The following is a 17085-nucleotide window of genomic DNA, read 5'->3' as shown; positions in this document are numbered from 1 at the left end:
AAGGCCCCCGACCGAGATGGTCGGAGGCCTCCATGGAAGGTCCTGAGGGCGGGAACCCTAGCGGGTCACCTTGCCGGCCTTGATACACGAGGTGCAGGCGTTCACGCGCTTGGGCGTGCCGCCCACACGGGTGCGGACGGTCTGGATGTTGGGGTTCCAGCGGCGGCGGGTGCGACGGTGCGAGTGGGAAACACTGTTACCGAACCCTGGTCCCTTGCCGCAGACGTCGCAGACGGAAGCCACGGTAACTCCATTCAAGCGCTCGGGATCGCGCACGTCGCCGCACGCGAAGGTTCATCCGACCGGGAGAGGTCGGGCGGACTGGTTGACGGTGACGCCAACCGTGGAAGGTTACACGAAGGACCTGGCCCGACGCGCAGTGCGGGCCTACGACCGGTGTCCGTACGTGTGATGGTGGGCCGCGCCGTGGTCGAGAACGACCCGGTTGACCACCGAGAGCATCGAATCAGCCACGCGGGCATGGCGAAAACGCGATGAACTCCGACGAGTATACCCCGATCGGGAGGGGCGGGAGCCGCCGACGGAGAACCGCCGCCGGGCGCCCCGGCCCGGGGCCCCGACAGCGGTGCCCCGGACCCGTCCCCGTGACGAGGGGCCGACCGCGGCGGCGGGAAGGCGCGCGAGCGTCGCACCGGAGGACTACCGTGGCGGTGACCGGCGATCCGAGACGGGAAGCACACGTGAGCACCTGGGACGAACCGCTGAGCAGGGGGCCCCTCAGGGGTAAGACGGCCAAGGCCCTCGCCGAGAAGCTCGACCTGCACACCCTCGGCGACCTGCTGCGCTACTACCCGCGCCGGTACGACCGGCGCGGCGACCTGACCGACCTCGCGGCACTGCGCGAGGGCGAGGAGGTCACCGTGCAGGCCCGCGTCCTGGACGCCAAGCGGCGCACCGTGCCCGCGCGGCAGGGGCGGCGCCGCATGGACATGATGGAGGCCACCGTCACCGACGGCACCGGGCGCCTGCACCTGACCTTCTTCAACCGGGGCTCCTACCACCAGGGAGCCCTCGTGCCCGGGCGCCTGGCGATGTTCTCCGGCCGGGTCTCCACCTTCAAGGGCCGCCGCCAGCTCGACCACCCCCAGTACGAACTCCTCGACGAGGACGGCCACGAGGGTGAACGGGCCCGGGCCTACGCCGAGGAGCTCATCCCCGTCTACCCGGCGGTCAAGGGCCTGGACTCCACCACCATCGCCCGCACCGTCGACATCGTCCTCGCCGACGTGGACAGCCTGCCCGACCCGCTGCCCCCCGAACTGCGCGAACGGCGCGGACTCCTCGGTGTCGCCGACGCCCTGCGCCGCATCCACCGGCCCGCGGAGTGGTCCGACGTCGGTGCCGCCCGCCGCCGGTTGAAGTGGGACGAGGCCTTCGTCCTGCAGCTCGCGCTCGCCCAACGGCGCCACCGCGCGGAGGACCTGCCCGCCAAGCCCCGGCCCGGCGCGGTCGGCGGCCTCCTGGACGCCTTCGACGCCCGACTGCCGTTCGCGCTCACCGAGGGCCAGCGGGAGGTGGGCGAACGCCTCGCCGAGCGGCTCGACGCCGCCCACCCCATGCACTGCCTGCTCCAGGGCGACGTCGGCGCGGGCAAGACCCTGGTGGCGCTGCGGGCCATGCTCCGGGTCGTGGACTCCGGCGGCCAGGCCGTCATGCTCGCGCCCACCGAGGTCCTGGCCCAGCAGCACCACCGGTCCATCAGCGCCATGCTCGGCGCGCTCGGCCGCGCGGGGCAGATCGACGGCGCGGAGAACGCCACGCGGGTGGCGCTGCTCACCGGCTCGATGAACGCCGCCTCCCGCCGGGAGGCCCTGCTCGACGCGGCGTCCGGCGCCGCGGGGATCGTCGTGGGCACCCACGCCCTGCTCCAGGAGCACGTGTCCTTCGCCGACCTGGGGCTGGTGGTGGTCGACGAGCAGCACCGGTTCGGCGTGGAGCAGCGCGACGCCCTGCGGGAGAAGGCCGTGGACGGGCGCCCCCACGTGCTGGTCATGACGGCCACGCCCATCCCGCGCACCGTCGCGATGACCGTCTACGGCGACCTCGACGTGGTCGCCCTCACCCAGCTCCCCCTTGGTCGCGCGCCCGTGTCCACGCACGTGGTGCCCGCGAGCGAGAAGCCGCACTTCCTGGCCAGGGCCTGGGAGCGCATCCGGGAGGAGGCGGGCGGCGGGCACCAGGCCTTCGTGGTCTGCCCGCGGATCGGCGACGACGTCAAGGAGGAGGCGGAGGAGGAGGTCCGCGCGGGCGACGGAGAGGAGGCCGCGGGCGCCCGGCCGCCCCTGGCCGTGCTCGACGTGGCGGCGCGGCTGCGGGAGGGGCCGCTCTCCGAACTGCGCGTGGAGGTCCTGCACGGCCGGATGGCGCCCGACGACAAGGACGCGGTGATGCGCCGGTTCTCGGCCGGGGACACCGACGCCGTCGTCTCCACCACCGTCATCGAGGTGGGCGTGGACGTGCCCAACGCCACAGTGATGGTCATCATGGACGCGGACCGCTTCGGCGTCTCGCAGCTCCACCAGCTGCGCGGCCGGGTCGGCCGGGGTCAGTTGCCGGGGCTGTGCCTGCTGGTCACCGACTCCGAGGAGGGCTCCCCGGCGCGGGAACGTCTGGCGGCGGTGGCCGCGACCACCGACGGCTTCGAACTCTCCCGGGTGGACCTGGAGATGCGCCGTGAGGGCGACGTGCTGGGCGACTCGCAGTCCGGCGCCCGGTCCAGCCTGCGCATGCTCACCCTGCTCAAGGACGAGGAACTCATCGGGGACGCGCGCGAGGAGGCGACGGCCTACGTTGCGGCCGATCCCGGACTGACCGGGCACCCGCCGCTGGTCCGGGCGCTGGAGACGCTGTTGCCAGAGGAACGGGCGGAGTACCTGGACAAGGCCTGAACGGCCGGGGCGCCCGCGCGCCCCGGCCGCTACCGTGGGGGCATGACCCGCATCATCGCCGGTACGGCCGGTGGACGGCGCATCTCCGTCCCCGAGGGCCGTAACACCCGCCCCACCAGCGACCGGGCCCGCGAGGCGCTGTTCTCCTCCGTCCAGTCCGACCTCGGCTCCCTCGACGGCGTCCGTGTGATGGACCTGTACGCGGGCTCGGGGGCCATCGGCCTGGAGGCGCTGTCCCGGGGAGCCGCGCACGCGCTGCTGGTGGAGGCCGACCGCCGGGCGGCCCAGGTGCTGCGGGGCAACATCCAGACGCTCGGGCTCCCCGGGGCGCGACTGGTCGCCGACCGTGTGGAGCGCGTGGTCGGCGCGGACAACACCGGCGACCCCTACGGCCTCGTCGTCGCCGACCCGCCCTACGCAGTCACCGACGCCGAGGTCGCCGGGGTGCTGGCCGACCTGGTCGGCCGCGGCTGGCTGGCCGAGGACGCCGTGGTCGTCGTCGAACGTTCCAAGCGCGGCCCCGAACCCTCCTGGCCCGAGGGCCTGGAGCGCGACCGCAGCCGGGGTTACGGGGAAGCGGTTCTCTGGTACGCCCACCCGTCGCCCACCACCACCCTCACCTGACGCCTGCGGCGCGGTGTTTCCGTGCCCGTCGCCCACCACCACCCTCACCTGACGCCTGCGGCGCGGTGTTTCCGTGCCCGTCGCCCACCACCACCCTCACCTGACGCTTGCGGCGCGGTGTTTCCGTGCCCGTCGCCCACCAGCGCCCGACACCCTCGCCACACCCGTCCCGGTCCGCGCGCCTCACCGCGGGCCACGCCCCGCACGCCCGGCCTCCGGTCCCGGCGCGCCTCCCGGGCGGCGGAGGGAAGCGGGGTTAGAACACGGCCAGGAGGAGGTCGCCGGTTCGGGAGGGGAAACCCGCTTCGGCCGTCACGGCGGGCGGTGCGCCCAAAGCGCGCACACGTCCCCACCACGGACGAAGACGACCGCTAAACGGGTGGTGCCCGAATCCGCGCCGGGGCCAAGCCCTACCATCGCGGTACCCGAACGTCGTTCGTTGCTGAAAGGGGCGATCCACCGTGCGCCGTGTCGTCTGCCCGGGTTCCTTCGACCCGGTGACCTACGGTCATATCGACATCATCGGCCGGGCGGCCAAACAGTACGACGAGGTCGTCGCCGCCGTGCTCAACAACGTCAACAAGCGCGGCCTGTTCACGGTCCCGGAGAAGCTCGACATGCTCCGGGAGGGCACCGCCGGGTTCGACAACGTCCGGATCAGCGAGTTCGACGGCCTCCTCGTCGACTTCTGCCGGGAGAACGGCATCGAGACCATCGTCCGCAGCCTGCGCTCGGTCAGCGACTTCGACTACGAGCTCCAGATCGCCCAGATGAACTACCAGCTCTCCGGCGTGGAGACCGTGTTCATGACGGCGAACCCGCAGTACTCCTTCCTGTCCTCCAGCCTCGTGCGCGAGATCGCCCAGCACCGCGGGGACGTCTCCAGCCTGGTCACCCCCTACGTCCAGGAGCGCCTGCGCGAGAAGTACGCGCAGAGGAGGTCCGAGGGCCTCTGATCCGGGCCCCGGGCGTTCGGCTCCGCCGCCCGTCCCGCCACCGGGCCGGGACTGATTTGGGCGGCAGGGTACATGCTGGGTACAATCTCGGTTTGACCATGGGCACCGTCGGTTCTCGGCGTGCCCCGACACCGGCCGCGCCCGTCGCACGCGACGCCTCCCGCGCGCCGGTGCTGCGCCCGCAACCCTCGTGAAAGCCCGATGACCCTGTCTCGCCTAGATCCTCGTGACCCGTTCGTGGTCGACACACGCCAGCTGGGCCGCCAGCCGGGGTCGATGCGGACCGTCAACCGCATCGTCACCGTTCCCGAGGCGTTCGCCACGGCGATGGCGGCCGTGCCCGAGGGCAGCGAGGTCGAGTTGGACCTGCGCCTGGAGGCGGTGATGGAGGGGGTCCTCGTCACCGGTACCGTCCGCGGCCAGCTCACAGCGGAGTGCTCGCGCTGTCTGGACCCGATCTCGGACGGTGTCGAGGCCGGATTCCAGGAGCTGTACCGCTACTCCGCCGACGACGACGCGGTGACGGGGGCGGGCGAGGACGCGGACGACGAGGATGAGGACTACTATCTGGAGGGCGATCTCCTCGACCTCGGACCCGTGGTCCGAGACGCCGTCGTGCTCGCGCTCCCGCTCACACCGTTGTGCGGTCCGGACTGCCCCGGCCTGTGCTCCGAGTGCGGTGCCAAACTCGCCGAGGCCGGGCCCGACCACGGCCACGGCGACAACATCGACCCGCGCTGGGAGGCGCTCCGCGACATCGCGGACGACCCCGGCGAACGATGAGCTCGTGCACCGATCGCGGATGGCCGCCCCCGGGCGAGCCCCCGCCGACCGGGGCACACCTTCCCCGCCACAGTGCGCGGGGTGACCGAGAGAAGCGACCTCCCGCGACCGCGCGGGGGTGACCCAGGAGGATTGAAGTGGCCGTCCCGAAGCGGAAGATGTCGCGGAGCAACACCCGGACCCGCCGTTCCCAGTGGAAGGCGTCGCGCCCGGTGCTGGTCAACTGCCCGCGCTGCCGCGACCCCAAGCAGCCCCACATCGCGTGCCCGACCTGCGGCACCTACAACAACCGCCAGGTCACCAACCCGGCCTAGGCGTGCCGTGGATCACATCGTTGGTCCTGCGCACCGCAGCCGAACGCGTCCGGCGGATGACGGGTCCCGGGTCCTCGCACCCGGTTCCCCAGCCATCTCGGGGCGGATCCCGCACAGGGGTCCGCCCCGAAGTGCTGTCACCGGGCGCCCGGCGCCCGGAGCGTCCGTCCCCGCGCACGTGCCGAGTCCCGTGCCCGTGCCCGTGCCGCTCCGCGTGCGCGGCGGGTGCCCGCGCCGGTGCGGGCGGTGTCCGCGTGGATTCGGCCCCCTGTCCTCGTACTCCTTGAGCGCCGCCGTAGGCGGGTTTGTAGAGTGATCCCAAGGAACAAACCGTGATACACGACGAGCACCGGCGCGCGGGAGCGTGCGCGCGCCGCACGGCGGTCCGGGCTCTCCCGGGTTCCCGAGTTCGTGGTGGTTGCCGGGGGAGCGGAGCCTCCCGCGACGGTCACCTCGTTTTCGAGCACCCTGACGGAGCCGCGGGGGCCGCACCCGACTCCAGCCGTCCGCGCGCCGCAGCCCGGCGCGTACGAACAGGGAAGTGAACGAGTGGCCAACCAACTCCCCGTCTCCGAAGCCAAGGCGTTCCACCAGGCCATCGGGGTCGAAGTCGATCCGAAAATCCTCCTCAGGGCGCTGACCCACCGCTCCTACGCCTACGAGAAGGGCGGCCTGCCCACCAACGAGCGCTTGGAGTTCCTCGGGGACTCCGTGCTCGGCCTGGTGGTCACCGACACCCTCTTCCGAAAGCACCCCGACCTGCCCGAGGGGCAGTTGGCCAAGCTGCGCGCCGCCGTGGTCAACATGCGCGCCCTCGCCGACGTCGCCCGGGGGCTGGGCGTCGGCGCCTACATCCGGCTCGGCCGCGGTGAGGAGGGGACCGGGGGGCGCGACAAGTCCTCGATCCTCGCTGACACCCTGGAGGCCGTCATCGGCGCCGTCTACCTGGACCGCGGCCTGGACGTGGCCTCGGAGTTCGTGCACCGCCTCTTCGACCCGCTCATCGCCACCGCCTCCGGGCTGGGCGCGGGTCTGGACTGGAAGACCTCCCTCCAGGAGCTGACCGCGGCCGAGATGCTGGGCGTCCCCGAGTACCACGTGGACGAGAGCGGGCCCGACCACCAGAAGACCTTCCGCGCGACGGTCCGCGTCGCGGGGGAGAGCTACGGTCTGGGCGAGGGGCGCAGCAAGAAGGAGGCCGAGCAGCAGGCCGCCGAGTCCGCGTGGAAGGCCATCAAGGCCCGTTCCGAGGCCGCCGCCGGCACCGCGGGCACGGCCGGTGCCGTCCCCGGCGACGGGCAGGGGTGAGGCGGCCGTGCCCGAACTCCCCGAGGTCGAGGTCGTCCGGCGAGGCCTGGCCGAACACGCCCTGGGCCGCACCATCGGCGCCGTCGAGGTCCTGCACCCCCGCGCGGTGCGCCGCTACCCGCCGGGTCCCTCCGACTTCGCCGCCCGCCTGTCGGGCCGCGTGCCCGCCGCCGCGCGGCGACGCGGCAAGTACCTGTGGCTCGTCCTGGACAACGGGGAGATGCTCCTCACCCACCTGGGCATGAGCGGGCAGATGCTGGTCCAGCCCGAGGGCAAACCCGACGAGAGGCACCTGCGGGTGCGCCTGCCCCTGTCGGACGGCACCGAGCTGCGCTTCGTCGACCAGCGCACCTTCGGCCACCTGATGGTGGACGTGCCCGGGGTACGCGAGGACGTGCCCTCGTCGGTGGACCACATCGCCCTGGACCCGCTGGACCCCGACTTCGTCGCCGAGGACTTCGTGCGGGCGCTGCGGGCCCGGAGCACCGAGGTCAAACGGGCTCTGCTGGACCAGTCGCTGATCAGCGGGGTGGGCAACATCTACGCCGACGAGGCGCTGTGGCGGTCCCGGCTGCACTGGGCGCGCTCGACGCGGGGGCTGTCCGAAGCCGAGGCGGTGGAGCTGCTGGGTCACGTGGGCCAGGTGATGAACGAGGCTCTGGAGGTGGGCGGCACCACCTTCGACGGCCTGTACGTCAACGTCAACGGTGAGAGCGGCTACTTCGAGCGCGGGCTCAACGCATACGGCCGCCGTGACTGCCCGTGCGGGCGGTGCGGCGCCCTGATCGTGCGCGAGGCGTTCATGAACCGCTCCTCCTACAGCTGTCCGACCTGCCAGAGGGCGCCCCGCGGCCGAAAATAAGGCCCCTTTGGCGTGTCGGCAAGCAAAGTATGTCTGCCAGGTAAGTAAGGAGTCCGTCCGTGGGGGACGAGGTCGAGGCCGTCCGGGTGACCGCGTGGGTGCGCGGGCACGTGCAGGGCGTGGGTTTCCGCTGGTGGACGCGGTCCAAGGCACTGGAGCTGGGTCTGGTCGGGGCGGCGACGAACCTCCGGGACGGCCGCGTCGAGGTGGTCGCCGAGGGTCCCAAGGACGCGTGCGAGCGGCTCCTTGGCCATCTCCGGGGCGGCGCAACACCCGGTCGTGTGGACTCCGTGGTCGAACGTTGGTCCTCGTCTGGGGGGACGTTCACCGGTTTCGACGAACGGTGAGTATGCTTGTGGGGTAACGCGATTCGAGCACACCGCGCGACCGCGGCGGCCCCCAGGGGTTCGCGGCAGGGTCTCGCGGGGTGTGAGGCGACCATCGTGCGGCCGGTCCGCGCGTTCCGGCCGGACCGGGGTAGCCGTGTTCGGATCGTGCGCTGCCACCTGCCCGGGATACCTGTCCGGGGCGTGGCCGTTACGGACTGTCGTAATCCAATCTTGACCAGCGGCGCGCACAGTGAGACTCTGGAAGACGAATCGCGCAGATCTTCCACCCGGGCCGGACCGCCATCGGTCGGCTTTCCACGGGGCATCACGTGCGCGGATCATAACTGGTCACTCAGCGTGGAGGACCCACATCATGGCGAAGGCTCTGTTTGGCCACGTCGGCGTCTCCGACCCTCGGATGGTCTCGGAGGTGCGGCGGCTCCAGAACCGGGTACGCGACCTCGAGGACGAGATCAGCCGTCTCCAGGCACAGAACGACCAGCTCAGCATGGCCGTCACTGATGCCGCCTCCGGCGCGACCGACCGCGAGCCGGCGCTCGCCTGACCTGACGCCGTCGACGTTTCGGGCGCAGCCAGAGCTGCTCTTCCCGATGTGGTCGACCCACTGACGGGGACGCCGAACACACGAGTCAGGCGTCCCTGGCCGGGACCGTCGACGGACCGGGCCCGCTGTCCTCAGTCCGCTTCGCCGCAGATTTTCCTTTCCCTTGCGGCTCTTTTTACCGTTGTACCCGGCGGGCCCTTCCACAACCCTCCGTGCCCGCCGGACATCCCCCTCCTTCCCCGTCCGGGCGCGGGTCCCGAGGCCGTCCGCGCGGGACACCAGGCAGAACCCCGCCCTCAGGTCACCGCTTCGTGGCACCCTTAGGTGGTCGCGCTGTGTATCAACGGTGACCGTCGTGGGAGGTGTGGGTGTACCTGAAGAATCTGACGCTGCGCGGCTTCAAGTCGTTCGCGTCGGCCACCACCTTGCGTTTCGAGCCCGGGATCACCTGTGTGGTCGGTCCCAACGGCTCGGGCAAGTCCAACGTGGTGGACGCCCTGTCCTGGGTGATGGGGGAGCAGGGGGCCAAGTCCCTGCGCGGCGGCAAGATGGAGGACGTCATCTTCGCGGGCACCTCCACCCGCCAGGCGCTGGGCCGCGCCGAGGTCAGCCTCACCATCGACAACGCCGACGGTGCGCTGCCCATCGACTACACCGAGGTCACCATCCGGCGGACCATGTTCCGCAACGGCGGCTCGGAGTACGCCATCAACGGCGACACCTGCCGCCTCCTGGACATCCAGGACCTGCTCAGCGACTCCGGTATCGGCCGTGAGATGCACGTCATCGTCGGGCAGGGGCAACTGGACACCGTCCTGCACGCCGGTCCCGAGGAGCGCCGCGCCCTCATCGAGGAGGCCGCGGGCATCCTCAAGCACCGCAAGCGCAAAGAGAAGGCGATCCGCAAGCTCAACGCGATGCAGGGCAACCTGGACCGGGTCACCGACCTCACCGCTGAGCTGCGCCGCCAGCTCAAGCCTCTGGGCCGCCAGGCGGAGCTGGCCCGCAGGGCCGCAGTCATCCAGGCCGACCTGCGCGACGCCCGCCTGCGCCTGCTCGCCGACGACATCGTCACCCTCACCGGCCAGCTCGCAAAGGAGGAGGCGGACGAGAAGGAGGTCCTCGCCCGCCGCGCGGCCGCCGAGGCCGCCCTCGCCCAGACACAGGAGCGCGAGGCCGAGCTGGAGGCGCAGGCCGCCGATGCCGCGCCCGCTCTGGCCCGCGCCCTGGAGACCTACCACGCGCTGTCGCGCCTGACCGAGCGCCTGGACGCCGTGCGCGGCCTGGCCAATGAGCGCCACCGCAACCTGGCCTCCGTCTCCGACGAACCCGTCCACCGCAGGGACCCGGAGGAACTGGAGATCGAGGCCGAGGAGGCCGCCGCCCAGGAGGAGGAGCTGCTCACCCGCTTGGAGGAGGCCCGCGAGGCCCTGGAGGCCACCGTCGCCGAGCGCTCCGCCGCCGAGGACGCCCTGCACCGCGAGGAGAAGCGGCTGGAGGCCGCCAACCGCGCCTCCGCCGAGCGCAGGGAGGGCCTCGTGCGGCTGTCCGCGCGGGTGGAGAGCCTGCGCGGCCGACTCGCCTCGAACGGGGACGAGATCACCCGGCTGGAGGAGTCCGCCCGCCAGGCCGCCGAACGCGCGGAGCGGGCCCAGGCCGAGTACGAGATGGCCGCCGAGGAGGCCGCAGGCCTCGACGAGGGCGACGCCGAGCTCGACGCCGCCCAGGAGGAGGCGGCCCGCCGTCTGTCCGAGGCCGACGCCGGGATCAACCGGCTGCGCGACGCCGAGCGCACCGCCGAGGGGGAGCGGGCCGCGCTCGCCGCGCGCAAGGAGGCCCTGGAGCTGGGGCTGGCGCACAAGGACGGCGCCGGCACCCTCCTGGGCGCCGACCTGCCGGGAATGCTCGGCAGCCTCGCCGCGCTCGTCCAGGTCGAGTCCGGCCAGGAGACCGCCGTGGCCGCGGCCTTCGGCACGGCCGCCGGAGCGGTCGCGGTCAGCGACCCCGACACCGCCGTGGCCGCGCTCGACCTGCTCCGGTCCGAGGACGCGGGCCGCGCCGGGATCGTCATCGCCCAGGCCATCCCCTCGGTGCCCCGGGGGGAGTGGCCAGCGCTGCCCTCCGGGGTCCGCTACGCCCTCGACGCCGTGGTGGCCCCCGAACACCTGGCCGGAGCGGTCACCGCCCTACTGGACCGCACCGCGCTGGCGGCCGACGCCCGCGCCGCCCGCGACCTGGTCCGCAAGGTCCCCGGGGTGCGTGCCGTCACCCCCGAGGGGGACGTGTTCTCCACCGCGCTGGTGCACGGCGGTTCGGCCGCCGCGCCGAGCCTGCTGGAGGTCCAGGCGGCCGTGGACGAGGCGGCCGGGAGGCTGGAGACGGCCACCGAGGCCGCCGGGCGGATCGCCGCCGAACTGGAGGAGCGCAGGCGCGAGCGCGCCGACCTGGCCGCCGAGGTCGAGGAGTTGACCGCGCGTCGCCGCCAGGGCGACCGCAGGCGCAACGAGTCCGCGCAGCGGCTGGGCAAGCTGGGCGGGCAGGCCCGTTCCGCCGAGGCCGAGTCCGAGCGGTACGCTGCCGCCGCCGCCAAGGCCGCCGCCGCGCGCGGAGAGGAGGCCGCCAAGCTGGAGCGGCTGGAGGAGGAGCTGGCCGAGGCGGAGGAGGTGACCGCCTCCATCGAGGAGGACGCGCCGGACCCCGAGACCCGCGACGAGCTCGCCGCCCAGGCCTCGCGGGTCCGCGCCACGGAGGTGGAGCGCCGCCTGTCGGTGCGCACCGCCGAGGAGCGTGCCCGTTCGATCCAGGGCCGCGCCGAGCAGCTGCGCGCCCAGGCGTTCGAGGAGCGCCGCGCCATGGAGCGCGCCGCCGAGCGCCGTCGCACCCGCGCCGCGCAGGCCACCATCGCCGAGGCCGCCGCCGAGGGCGCACGCCTGGCCCTGGAGCGGATCGCGGTGTCCCTGGCCGCGGCCGAGGCCGAGCGCACCGCCGCCGAGGCGGACAAGGAGGCGCGCGACGCCGAGCTGCGGACCGTGCGCGCCCGTGTCCGCGAGCTGTCCGTCGACCTGGAGAAGCTGACCAGCTCGGCGCACAGCGGCGAGGTGGCCCGGGCCGAGCGGCGCCTGCGCCTGGAGCAGCTCGAGGTCAGGGCGAGCGAGGAGATGGGCGTCGACGTGCCCGCCCTCGTCGCCGAGTACGGGCCGAACGTGCCCGTGCCCCCTCCGGGCGACGCCGAGGAGGACGCGGTCCCGCTGCCGTACGTGCGCGAGGTGCAGGCCAAGCGGGCCAAGGCCGCCGAGCGCCAGCTCAACCAGTTGGGCAAGATCAACCCGCTCGCGCTGGAGGAGTTCGCGGCGCTGGAGGAGCGGCACGCCTTCCTCAACGCCCAGCTGGAGGACCTCAAGAAGACCCGTCGGGACCTCATGGACATCGTCCAGGAGGTCGACGCCCGGGTGCAGGAGGTGTTCTCCTCCGCCTACCTGGACGTGGAGCGGGAGTTCGCGGCGATCTTCGGGCGGCTCTTCCCCGGGGGCGAGGGGCGGCTGCTGCTCACCTCGCCCGAGGACATGCTGACCACCGGTGTGGAGGTGGAGGCCCGTCCGCCCGGCAAGAAGGTCAAGCGCCTGTCGCTGCTCTCCGGCGGCGAGCGCTCCCTGACCGCGGTGGCCTTCCTGGCCGCGATCTTCAAGGCCCGGCCGTCCCCGTTCTACGTGATGGACGAGGTCGAGGCGGCCCTGGACGACACCAACCTCCAGCGCCTGCTGGTGATCTTCGAGGAGCTGCGGGCCGCCTCGCAGCTGATCGTGATCACACACCAGAAGCGCACGATGGAGGCGGCCGACGCGCTGTACGGCGTGACGATGCAGGGTGACGGCATCTCCCAGGTGATCAGCCAGAAGCTGGAGCGCCCCGCCTGACGCACGGCCGGGGCCGCCCTCCCGGGAGGGGGAGCGGCCCCGGTGACGTCCCCTTCGGGCTTCTTCGCATCGGCCCCGGCCGACGTGGGTTCGGGCGCCCGCGGGGTTCCGCAGGTGTCGGAGGCGGATTCGCGAGGAGCGAGCCAATCCGCCGGCGACGCCGAAGTCTCCCGCTTTCCGGGCGCCCGAACACGGGGCGAAGCGAAGCGGAGCCCCAAAGGGGCGCTGCTAGCCGCGGTCGATGGTGATGACCGGGGAGGTCCAGGTCTCCCAGTGGTCGGGGTTGTCCGGGTCACCGAGCGCCTTGAGCGCGCGGGCCTCCAGGCGGTACTCACCGTCGCGGACCAAGGTGATCCGGTCGTGGCGGTCCAGGACCGTGCCGTCCCACGCGTAGCTGAAGAACGACGTGCCGGTCGCGCTGCGGTTCACGTGGTCCACCGACACCCCGACGTTGCGGTCCGGGTGCACGGGGCGCCCGGTGCGCTCGTCGACGACGGTCATCTCCAGCAGCGTGACGTGGTGGTCGAAGTGCGCGATCACGTACGGGACGTCGGGCAGGCCGTCGACCCACTCCAGGGTGTAGGTGGCGCCGTCCGGCTGGTTCTCGAACGTGCCGCCGCCCTCGCTCACGCACTCCAGGCCGGAGAACGCGCCGCACTCGGTGATCCTGGTCAGCCACGGCAGTTCGAGCACGTTGCCGCTGCCGTCGGTGATCGGGGTCATCGCCTCGATCTGCTGGTAGTCGCCGTTGTAGGCGGCGTAGGGGACGCGGTAGGTCTCGCCGCCGGCCTCGGCCACGGAGACGTAGCCGCCGTAGATCATCTGCGCGAAGTCCTGGGCGGGCGGGGTGAAGGTCACCTGCACCTCGGCCGTGCCGCCCGGGGCGACGGTCACCTCGTCCCGGTCGAAGGCCACCAGGGCGGAGGCGTCGTTGTAACCGGGGGTGAAGGTGTTGCCGTGGGTGCCCAGGGCGCTCTCGTGGCCCAGGGTGTAGGTGGCCTCCTCGTCACCGTCGTTGGCGATGGTGACCGTCTCGGTCACCTGGCCCCCGGTGGCGCCCAGGGACAGCTTGCCCGGGGTCACGGCGCTGGTGGCCAGCACGGCGCCGGGCACGTCCATCATGCCCGCGCCCTGGCGGTGGACGTTGTCGGTGTAGCCCGCGTCGGGGTCGCCCCACCAGGCCTTGGGGTCGGCGCTGTTCTGGAGGACGTCGCGCACCTCGTGCGCGCCGAGGTCGGGGCGGGCCTCCAGCAGCAGCGCGACGCCGCCCGCCACGTGCGGCGAGGACATCGAGGTGCCGCTGATGGTGGCGTAGCCGCCCTTGGCCATGGGGTAGGTGGAGTTGATCAGGCCGCCGGGCGCGCCGATGTCCGGCTTCAGGGCCAGGTCGGGGGACAGGCCGAAGGAGCTGAAGGAGCTGATCAGCCCGCCTGTCGGGTTGGGGATGGTGGTGCTCTCACCGGTCCAGGACAGGGTGACGGGCTCGTCGCCCTCCAGGAGTTCCAGCAGGTGGGCACCGGAGGTGTCGGAGATCCCGATGGAGAAGGCGCCCTGGTCTACGATGCCGCCGCCCGCGAACATGCCGGCGACGTTGTTATACATCACCACGCCGGTGGCGCCAGCGGCCACGGCCGCGTCGTACTTCTCGGCGAAGGTGCACGCGCCGCGCACCATCAGGGCTGTTCTGCCCTCTGGGTCGGCCTCCAGTTCGTCGCCCAGGGACGGGCAGCCCCGTCCGACGTGGACGAGTTCGTCGGTCTCGCCCGAGGCGGGCGGCGGGGAGGCCTCGCCCATCTCCATGTAGGCCAGGGTCTCGCCGCTGGGGTTGGCGGTCGCCGACGCGGACCGGATGTGGGTGTTGTCGTAGGAGGCGACGCCGATCACGTCCTCGCCCAGGCCGGGGGCGCCCGCGGAGTACAGGCCGGTGTCGCCCTCGTTGCCGATGGAGGCGACCACGACCATGCCCTCGTCGACGAGGTTGTCGGAGGCGACCGCGGTGGGGTACTGCGGCCAGGAGTGCGCCGAGCCGATGCTCATGTTGAGCACGTCCATGTCGTCGGCCAGGGCCCGCTCCATGGCGGCGATCATGATGTCGGAGGTGGTGGAGCCCTCGCAGCCGAACACCTTGTAGGCGCCGAAGTCCACGCCGGGCGCCACACCGGTGACCTCGCCCCGGGCACCGACGATCCCGGCCACGTGGGTGCCGTGGCCGTGGCAGTCCTGGGGGTCGTCGTCGGGGGCGGGCGCGGTGGTGGGGTCGCCCGCGTCGAAGGCGTCGCCGACGAAGTCGTACCCGGTGACCACCCGGTCGTTCGGGAAGCCGCCGCCGCCCAGGTCGGGGTGGGTGTAGTCGACTCCGGTGTCCATGACGGCCACGCGCAGTCCCTCGCCGGTGAGGCCGAGTTCGTTCTGGGCGATGTCCGCCCCGGTCATCGGCAGCGCGGTGTCCAGGTCGGGGACACCGGCGTCGCCCTCGGGGACCTCGTAGGTGACGACGGGGTAGATGGCGCTGACACCGGGGATCTCCCGTGCCGTGCCCACCTGTGCGTCGTCCATCTCCACGGAGAAGCCGTTCCAGAGGTCACCGAACGAGTGCCGTTCGGTGTACTCCAGGCCCGTCTCCTCGGCCTCGGCGCGGAACGCCTCGTGCTCGTTCTCGACCTGTGTCGAGGGGGTGCCGGCGGTGGTCGGGGGGCTCTCCATTTCGATGAACCACAGGCCGTTCGCCTGGTGGGTCAGTTCACCGTTCTCGGCGGAGGGGGCGGGGTGCAGGGGGGCGAGCTCGGAGGCTTCGTCGGCGCTGGCCGGTGCGGCCGCGACCAGGCCCGCTACGAGTGTCAACCCGGCGAGCGACGCCAGGCGCGTGCGGTGGGGTACCACCTTGTCAACACATCCCTTCTCGGTGCGCGCCTCAGGACACCGGGGGAGCGGGGGTACCCCACTGGGTACGACTGTGGTGCTCAGGGGGATACGCCGCTTAATGTCCGTCATCGGTTAATCGGCGCGCATAGCAACGAGATCATTGCCGTGTGCCATGAAAGTGTCAATGCTCACCAAGGCTCAATCTGGACACACGGGGGGCTGAACCACCCCTCTGATTTACAGAAATAATCAAAACGGTCATTCTTCGCTTTTTTCGCGAAAGCAATAAAAGACGTGAAAAGGGATGGCATGTCCCCGTGTGGCGACCTCCCGGCCCTCCACCGCGAAGGAGCGCGGCCCCGCAGGAGAAAGCGCAGGCCAGAGTAGCCGTCGGGGTGCTCGCGGGGGCGGGGGGCGGGCCGAGTACGCTGGAGGTTCCGGGCCGCCCGCGGGCGGCCCGACCGGTGTCGACGGAGCGAAGTCCGGTAGCGCGGCCACAACCGGCCGTCCAACCCGGCGCTGTCCCGCAACTGTGAGGCCCCCTCGGGGGACGAGCCAGGTCGCCTCCCCGACACCGACGTCCCCGTCCTCGTGGGAAGGACAGGCCGCCTCCGTCGGAACCGTGCAGCTCCTTCCCCCCGCCCGACAAGGAGCACCGTGCGGACCGCACGCCACCTTTCCCCCGTCCTCCTCGGCACCGTGCTCGCCCTGACCGCCTGCGGCGCACAGGACGGCGGCGAGCCCGGGGCCGGGCCCGCCACCGAGGCCGCCTCCGTCCCCTGCGGGCCCCCGGAGCCCGATCCCGAGCGCCTGTCCGTGGGCGACGGCACCTTCCCCGTCACCGTCACCGACGCCACCGGCGAGGTCACCGTCGGGGATGCCCCCGAGCGGATCGTCTCCCTGTCGGCCAGCCACACCGAGATGCTCTTCGCCATCGGCGCGGGCGACCGCGTCGAGGCCGCCGACGAGTACTCCGACTACCCGGAGGAGGCCCCCACCACCTCGCTGAGCGGCTTCGAGCCCAGCGTGGAGGCCATCACCGAGTACGACCCCGACCTGGTCCTGCTCGCCCGCAGCGCCGAGGCGACCGCCGAACAACTGGAGGACGTCGGTGTCCCGTCGCTCGTCCTGGACGCCGCCCAGGACCTCGAGGACACCTACGCCCAGATCCGCATGCTCGGCGACGTCACCGGCCACACCGAGGAGGCCGACACCGAGGCCACCCGGGTCGAGGACGAGTTCAACGCGATCGTCGAGGGCGTGTGCGAGGAGACCCGCGACGTCGGCCTGTCCTTCTACCAGGAGCTCGACGAGACCTCCTACGCCGCCACCTCCGACACCTTCGTCGGCCAGGTCTACGCCGCCTTCGGCCTGGTCAACATCGCCGACGCGGCAGACGCCGACGGGGCCGCGGCCGGCTACCCGCAGCTTTCCCAGGAGTACGTCGTGGAGCAGAACCCGGACCTGATCTTCCTGTCCTACGGGGACGAGTCGACGGTCGCCGACGTGGCCGGGCGCCCCGCCTTCGACACCGTCACCGCCGTGGAGAACGACGCCGTCCACCTGCTCGACGCCGACATCGCCTCCCGCTGGGGGCCGCGCGTGGTCGAGTTCGCCGAGCTGGTCGGCCGGGCCGTCACCGAGAACGCGGCGGACTGA

At 72.3% G+C, this 17085-nt stretch carries 13 protein-coding genes; 11 read left to right on the top strand and 2 right to left on the bottom strand.

Features of this window, described 5'->3' with window-relative positions; genetic code table 11:
• Positions 1-57: 57 nt before the first annotated feature.
• The gene (rpmB, locus tag ABD54_RS26900) at positions 58-243 is read right to left on the bottom strand and encodes a 50S ribosomal protein L28 (RefSeq protein ID WP_013151263.1); all 186 of its coding nucleotides are present in this window, start codon (positions 241-243) and stop codon (positions 58-60) included.
• A 458-nt stretch (positions 244-701) separates the two neighbouring features.
• Between rpmB and recG the strand changes: the two genes are divergently transcribed.
• From recG to smc, 10 genes are all read left to right on the top strand, one after another.
• Positions 702-2909: an ATP-dependent DNA helicase RecG gene (gene recG, locus ABD54_RS02250; RefSeq protein WP_047867759.1), complete on the top strand. Its 2208-nt coding sequence runs from the start codon at positions 702-704 to the stop codon at positions 2907-2909.
• Between the two features lie 42 nt (positions 2910-2951).
• Positions 2952-3533, top strand: coding sequence for a 16S rRNA (guanine(966)-N(2))-methyltransferase RsmD (rsmD, locus tag ABD54_RS02245; protein ID WP_047867758.1), 582 nt, complete (start codon positions 2952-2954; stop codon positions 3531-3533).
• 461 nt (positions 3534-3994) lie between these two features.
• On the top strand, positions 3995-4489 hold the full coding sequence (gene coaD, locus ABD54_RS02240; RefSeq protein WP_047867757.1) for a pantetheine-phosphate adenylyltransferase: 495 nt from the start codon (positions 3995-3997) through the stop codon (positions 4487-4489).
• A gap of 237 nt (positions 4490-4726) precedes the next feature.
• Entirely contained in the window at positions 4727-5272 is a 546-nt protein-coding gene (locus tag ABD54_RS02235) for a DUF177 domain-containing protein (RefSeq protein ID WP_235431938.1), read from the top strand.
• Positions 5273-5409: 137 nt separating this feature from the next.
• Positions 5410-5586, top strand: a complete 177-nt coding sequence (gene rpmF, locus ABD54_RS02230; protein WP_013151268.1) for a 50S ribosomal protein L32 — start codon at positions 5410-5412, stop codon at positions 5584-5586.
• Positions 5587-6135: 549 nt separating this feature from the next.
• Positions 6136-6894 (top strand): ribonuclease III, encoded by a 759-nt coding sequence (gene rnc, locus ABD54_RS02225; RefSeq protein ID WP_047867755.1) that lies wholly within the window; start codon positions 6136-6138, stop codon positions 6892-6894.
• Between the two features lie 7 nt (positions 6895-6901).
• The gene (gene mutM, locus ABD54_RS02220; protein WP_047867787.1) at positions 6902-7756 is read left to right on the top strand and encodes a bifunctional DNA-formamidopyrimidine glycosylase/DNA-(apurinic or apyrimidinic site) lyase; all 855 of its coding nucleotides are present in this window, start codon (positions 6902-6904) and stop codon (positions 7754-7756) included.
• Positions 7757-7815: 59 nt separating this feature from the next.
• Positions 7816-8103: an acylphosphatase gene (locus tag ABD54_RS02215; RefSeq protein WP_047867754.1), complete on the top strand. Its 288-nt coding sequence runs from the start codon at positions 7816-7818 to the stop codon at positions 8101-8103.
• Positions 8104-8458: 355 nt separating this feature from the next.
• Positions 8459-8650 carry a hypothetical protein gene (locus ABD54_RS02210; protein ID WP_019608670.1) on the top strand — a complete coding sequence of 64 codons (192 nt, stop codon included), beginning with the start codon at positions 8459-8461 and terminating at the stop codon, positions 8648-8650.
• 368 nt (positions 8651-9018) lie between these two features.
• On the top strand, positions 9019-12564 hold the full coding sequence (gene smc / locus ABD54_RS02205; RefSeq protein WP_047867753.1) for a chromosome segregation protein SMC: 3546 nt from the start codon (positions 9019-9021) through the stop codon (positions 12562-12564).
• Positions 12565-12792: 228 nt separating this feature from the next.
• Here the strand turns inward: smc and ABD54_RS02200 are convergent, their stop codons facing one another.
• Positions 12793-15444 carry a S8 family serine peptidase gene (locus ABD54_RS02200; protein WP_047867752.1) on the bottom strand — a complete coding sequence of 884 codons (2652 nt, stop codon included), beginning with the start codon at positions 15442-15444 and terminating at the stop codon, positions 12793-12795.
• Positions 15445-16083: 639 nt separating this feature from the next.
• Here ABD54_RS02200 and ABD54_RS02195 point away from each other — a divergent pair.
• Positions 16084-17085 (top strand): ABC transporter substrate-binding protein, encoded by a 1002-nt coding sequence (locus ABD54_RS02195; protein WP_047867751.1) that lies wholly within the window; start codon positions 16084-16086, stop codon positions 17083-17085.

Source organism: Nocardiopsis sp. RV163, assembly GCF_001029525.1.
In the GTDB taxonomy this organism is placed as follows: domain Bacteria; phylum Actinomycetota; class Actinomycetes; order Streptosporangiales; family Streptosporangiaceae; genus Nocardiopsis; species Nocardiopsis dassonvillei.
Note: the sequence above shows the minus strand (reverse complement) of the source record. Positions and strands in the feature narration are given on the sequence as shown.

Bases quoted from the DNA above. Each gene is read 5' to 3' on its own strand.
- rsmD (WP_047867758.1), top strand. From the start codon at position 2,952: ATGACCCGCATCATCGCCGGTACGGCCGGTGGACGGCGCATCTCCGTC.
- ABD54_RS02210 (WP_019608670.1), top strand. From the start codon at position 8,459: ATGGCGAAGGCTCTGTTTGGCCACGTCGGCGTCTCCGACCCTCGGATG.